Source organism: Dolichospermum compactum NIES-806, assembly GCF_002368115.1.
Classification (GTDB): Bacteria; Cyanobacteriota; Cyanobacteriia; order Cyanobacteriales; family Nostocaceae; genus Dolichospermum; species Dolichospermum compactum.
Window position 1 is genome coordinate 3,674,471 of the sequence record NZ_AP018316.1, and the last position, 3,981, is coordinate 3,678,451.

Below are 3,981 nucleotides of genomic sequence, written 5' to 3' on the forward strand. Positions count from 1 at the left end.
AAAAATTATGATTTTAAATGGACGCATGAGAGCAATAGTACAAGACAACGGTCCGATACATAGATGCAAGGAAGTTCAGCAGTTATGGAAAAAGTGGGAAGACATGGGTTTGTACATTTTCTTTTTACCAAAATACTGCTCCGAAATGAACCCAATCGAATTAGAGTGGCAGCACCTTAAAAAAGATGAGCTATCCGGGCAAATATTTGATGATGAGTTAGACCTTGCTTACGCTGTCATTAATGGTGTTACAGCTAGAGGAAAAAAGCAAACTATAGTACACATCGTGTAAAATTTAACTTTAGCTCCTATGATTAAGGTTTTGTTACATAGTTATAAATTTTCCCGCCTACCTACTTACCATATTTCCTGGAATGCAATTCCAGCCTGGGTTTGTGATCAATGCGGTGAATCACTTTTTGAAACTCATGAAGTCGAATTAATTCAAGAAGCCCTCACCGTTTCAGATCGAGAAACAGCCGATTTAGTAAGTTCATCATCACCTTAGTTAGTAGGTTGGGTTGACATATAAAAATCCAACAATACCCATCATTAATAACACTAAATTACAACCCAAAAACCCTGTATCTGTTAACATCATCTCACCCAACGATCACCAACTATTATGTAAATAAGAGAAGACGATAGAACTATGACAGATACACCCAGGCTTAATTTATATCATATCCCCAGGTGATTTTGCAATGCTTGACGCATTTCGTTGACGGGGACTGTTTCTTGTTGTAACCAGATTTTTAAGGCTGCTGCACCTTGTTGGACAAGCATTTCTAAACCATCAATAATAATTGCTCCTTGTTTTTCTGCCAACTGCAAAAATTTGGTAGGTTTGGGAATATAAATTAAATCATAGACAATGGTATCACCAGGCAAATAACCAATTTCTTGGCTACTTAATGGCGATTCTTCCATATAAGGATACATTCCAATGGGGGTTGTATTTACCAACAGGTTAGCTTGGTGGAGTAGGTTCGGTAATTCTTGCCATTCATGCACCTGAAATTTATCTGCAAAAGGTGAATTTTGCCAACTTTGATGAAATGCTTGTAATTTCTGAAAATTCCGCCCCACGACGTGAATTTCTGCAAAACCAAGTTGAATACAACCAGCAACCACAGCCCTCGCAGCCCCACCATTCCCTAAAATTACCGCTTTTTTCTGACTCCAATCTTGATGATATGTTGTTTGTAATAGGGACATAAATCCTTCCACGTCTGTATTTGTCCCTACCCATTTATCACCCTGACGAGTGACAGTGTTCACTGCACCGATAGCTTGGGCGACAGGAGAAATTTCGGATAATAACGGTAATATTGCTTGTTTATGGGGAATTGTGATGCTAAATCCTACTACACCAATACTAGCAAACCCGGCGATCGCTCTCTCTAAATTTTCTGGTGCAATGGGAAAAGGCAAATACACATAATCTAATCCCAGTTTAGCCAAAGCCGCATTGTGCATTAATGGAGAAAGGGAATGTTCTACAGGATGTCCAATAACTCCCAAAAGTTTCGTTTTTCCAGTAATCATTTTTATCAATTTTTATTTATTCGTCATCTAATAATTTAATTGACAATTAAGCATTTGTGAAAAATTGGTTTATTAAACTTAATTCAAATTTTTTATCCTCATTGTTATTGTATATCCAAAGGTAAATTTTGAGGAAACTGCATTTTATGTAAATAAGCATATCTTCCCCCCAGGGTAATTAATTCACTATGATTACCCTTTTCTATTACCTTACCTTTTTCTAAAACTACAATTAAATCAGCATTTTGGATAGTAGAAAGACGATGAGCAATCACTAAACAAGTCCGATTTTTTAATAATATTTGTAATCCCTGTTGAATTAAATACTCTGATTCCGTATCCAGCGCAGAAGTAGCTTCATCTAAAATTAGAAGTTGGGGATTTTTAATCAAAGCTCTAGCAATAGCTAAACGTTGTCTTTGTCCACCCGATAACTTTACACCCTTTTCAACAATTAAAGTATCATATTGTTGGGGTAAATTAATAATAAATTCATGAGCATGAGCAATTTTAGCCGCAGTTTCTACTTCTGTATGACTCACACCAGGTTTACCATAAGCAAGTAGGTTGGTTTGACGCAAGGAAACCCAACATTTAATTAATCAAAACACACCAAAAAGTTAATAATCTAATTTCGTCTATACTGGAGATGTCTATTAATTATGCGGTTGACAAATAAAGCCCGATAAACATATTCACCCCTGTTCTAGTTTGTCAATAGGTAAGTCCTCAATTATTATAAAAATAACTTAATATTTCTTTGTAATATGCAAACAAGTATCACTCCTTCTACAAATCCGATTCCTGGTCAATATTGGCAATGGCGCGGACACAACGTATACTATATCCAAGCAGGAGAACCACAACCCCAGCGTCCACCCCTACTATTAGTGCATGGTTTTGGTGCTTCCACAGACCATTGGCGCAAGAATATCACAGAATTGAGTGCAGATTTCCAAGTATTTGCTATTGACCTGTTAGGATTTGGGCGTTCCGCAAAACCTAATTTACAGTATAGCGCCGACTTGTGGCGTGATCAACTACATGATTTTATCAGTGAAGTTATCGGTCAAAAAACAATTTTAGCAGGTAATTCTTTAGGAGGTTATGCTTGTTTATGCGTTGCTTCCCAACGTCCTGAAAGTGCCGCTGGTGTAGTATTACTTAATAGTGCAGGTCCCTTTTCCCAACCAGAAAATCAGATTCAACCTTCTATAAATCCTCTGCAAAAACTTTTGGGTAAACCTGTTAAATGGGCATTTAAACAGCGTTTAGCTCAATCTTTATTATTTCAATATACGCGCCAAAAGTGGGTAATTCGCCGGACTTTAGAAAAAGTTTATCTTGACAAAAGTGCAATTACAGATCAATTAGTAGCAGAAATTCAGCGTCCAGCTTTTGACAAAGGGGCGTTAGATGTCTTTGTTTCTGTTTTTAGCAGTCCTCAAGGAGCGAAAGTTGACGTTTTGCTTAAACAATTAACTTGCCCATTATTGTTATTATGGGGAGAAGCAGATCCTTGGATGAAAGCAAGAGAACGTTCACAAAAGTTTCATGAATATTATCCCCAATTAACAGAATATTTCCTCACCGCCGGTCATTGTCCCCATGATGAAATTCCCGAACAAGTGAATTCACATTTACGTGATTGGATAATTAGTTTGAGTTAATACCAAATGAAGTTAAATGATAATTGAATGTAGATAAATACAGATAACAATTACTCTATTTAGCCTCATCTAAAATTGGTATTATACCAAAAGAGTTTGCTTAAAAGTTAGAATCCAAACGATTGGCAAAGGCTGCTACTGCAATCATCGGCAAGCCAACAACCAGACAATGGGGCTGTATAAAATAATTTATTCATCAAACCCCATTGGCTGAAAATGATCTGCAAAATAATAGTGCTGGCAATTGCCACATACATTGCTTTTTGATCGCCAATTTCTCGATTAATTCCGCGAATTTTATCAACAATAGCAACACCTAATTGGGTAATACTTAACAGGTAAAAAATTCTGCCTACTACTAAAGCTTGAATTGCCATTATGCGGGCAACGGCAACATCTCCAGTTGTTTGTTTGATCCACTCAAAGACACCGAAAATTAAAATCCAGTTAAAGATAGAAATGAGGACAATACGTTTAACTAAATTAGGAGAAAGTAATTTTTCATTGGGATTACGTGGAGGTTGTTGCATTACCCGATCAGACTTGGGTTCAAAAGCCAAAGGAACTGTCATAGCAATGGAATTTACCATATTTAACCAAAGAACTTGTAAAGATAGAATTGGTAAATCTCTGGCTAATAAAACGCTAATTAAGATCGTCATAGATTCACCATCATTGACAGGGAGAATAAAAGCGATCGCTTTCAATAAATTACTGTAAACTGTTCTTCCTTCCTCCACCGCAGCTTCGATAGATGCAAAGT

General features: G+C 36.7%; 4 protein-coding genes and 2 pseudogenes. 3 read left to right on the top strand and 3 right to left on the bottom strand.

All coding sequences use genetic code 11. From position 1 onward, the window contains the following. Together CA730_RS25745 and CA730_RS17320 are read left to right on the top strand one after the other, a co-directional pair. A pseudogene (locus tag CA730_RS25745) lies at positions 1-157 on the top strand (transposase); the annotation flags it as partial. A gap of 153 nt (positions 158-310) precedes the next feature. Further along, positions 311-508, top strand: a complete 198-nt coding sequence (locus CA730_RS17320; RefSeq protein ID WP_096669173.1) for a YgiT-type zinc finger protein — start codon at positions 311-313, stop codon at positions 506-508. Between the two features lie 173 nt (positions 509-681). Here CA730_RS17320 and CA730_RS17325 read toward each other — a convergent pair whose 3' ends face one another. Beyond that, positions 682-1,548 carry a shikimate dehydrogenase gene (locus CA730_RS17325; protein ID WP_096669175.1) on the bottom strand — a complete coding sequence of 289 codons (867 nt, stop codon included), beginning with the start codon at positions 1,546-1,548 and terminating at the stop codon, positions 682-684. A 104-nt stretch (positions 1,549-1,652) separates the two neighbouring features. Next, positions 1,653-2,129 carry an ATP-binding cassette domain-containing protein gene (locus CA730_RS17330; protein ID WP_330221271.1) on the bottom strand — a complete coding sequence of 159 codons (477 nt, stop codon included), beginning with the start codon at positions 2,127-2,129 and terminating at the stop codon, positions 1,653-1,655. Positions 2,130-2,315: 186 nt separating this feature from the next. Here CA730_RS17330 and CA730_RS17335 point away from each other — a divergent pair, with 186 nt between their 5' ends. Then, entirely contained in the window at positions 2,316-3,218 is a 903-nt protein-coding gene (locus tag CA730_RS17335) for an alpha/beta fold hydrolase (protein ID WP_096669179.1), read from the top strand. A 100-nt stretch (positions 3,219-3,318) separates the two neighbouring features. On the opposite strand, the pseudogene CA730_RS17340 reads toward CA730_RS17335, so the two are convergent. Then, positions 3,319-3,981: pseudogene (locus CA730_RS17340) on the bottom strand (cation transporting ATPase C-terminal domain-containing protein); the annotation flags it as partial.

Coding starts and splice junctions, on each gene's coding strand:
- CA730_RS17320 (WP_096669173.1), top strand. CDS start 311: ATGATTAAGGTTTTGTTACATAGTTATAAATTTTCCCGCCTACCTACT.
- CA730_RS17325 (WP_096669175.1), bottom strand. CDS start 1,548: ATGATTACTGGAAAAACGAAACTTTTGGGAGTTATTGGACATCCTGTA.
- CA730_RS17335 (WP_096669179.1), top strand. CDS start 2,316: ATGCAAACAAGTATCACTCCTTCTACAAATCCGATTCCTGGTCAATAT.